This is a genomic window from Flavobacterium soyae, from assembly GCF_021245985.1.
Classification (GTDB): Bacteria; Bacteroidota; Bacteroidia; order Flavobacteriales; family Flavobacteriaceae; genus Flavobacterium; species Flavobacterium soyae.
In genome coordinates, this window is the sequence record NZ_JAJQXA010000082.1 from 1 (window position 1) to 246 (window position 246).

The 246-nt window shown below is 36.2% G+C and carries 1 rRNA gene; it reads left to right on the plus strand.

Annotated elements, in window-relative coordinates:
* Positions 1-155 precede the first annotated feature (155 nt).
* Positions 156-246, plus strand: a 23S ribosomal RNA gene (locus LUU93_RS21675); the annotation flags it as partial.

The following is a 246-nucleotide window of genomic DNA, read 5'->3' on the forward strand; positions in this document are numbered from 1 at the left end:
TGATTTACTTTAAGACTTTAGACTTTAGACCTTGGGCTAAATAAAAGTTCATTGACATATTGAGATAAGAAAATAATAAGAAAGTAGAAAGCGTTTTTTACAATTTTATTGTAGAGAACAAAAAAAACGGTCATAATTGATATTATGATTGGTACAATAAGCAAAATAAGGGCGTATGGGGGATGCCTAGGCTCTCAGAGGCGATGAAGGGCGTGATAAGCTGCGAAAAGCTGCGGGGACAAGCAC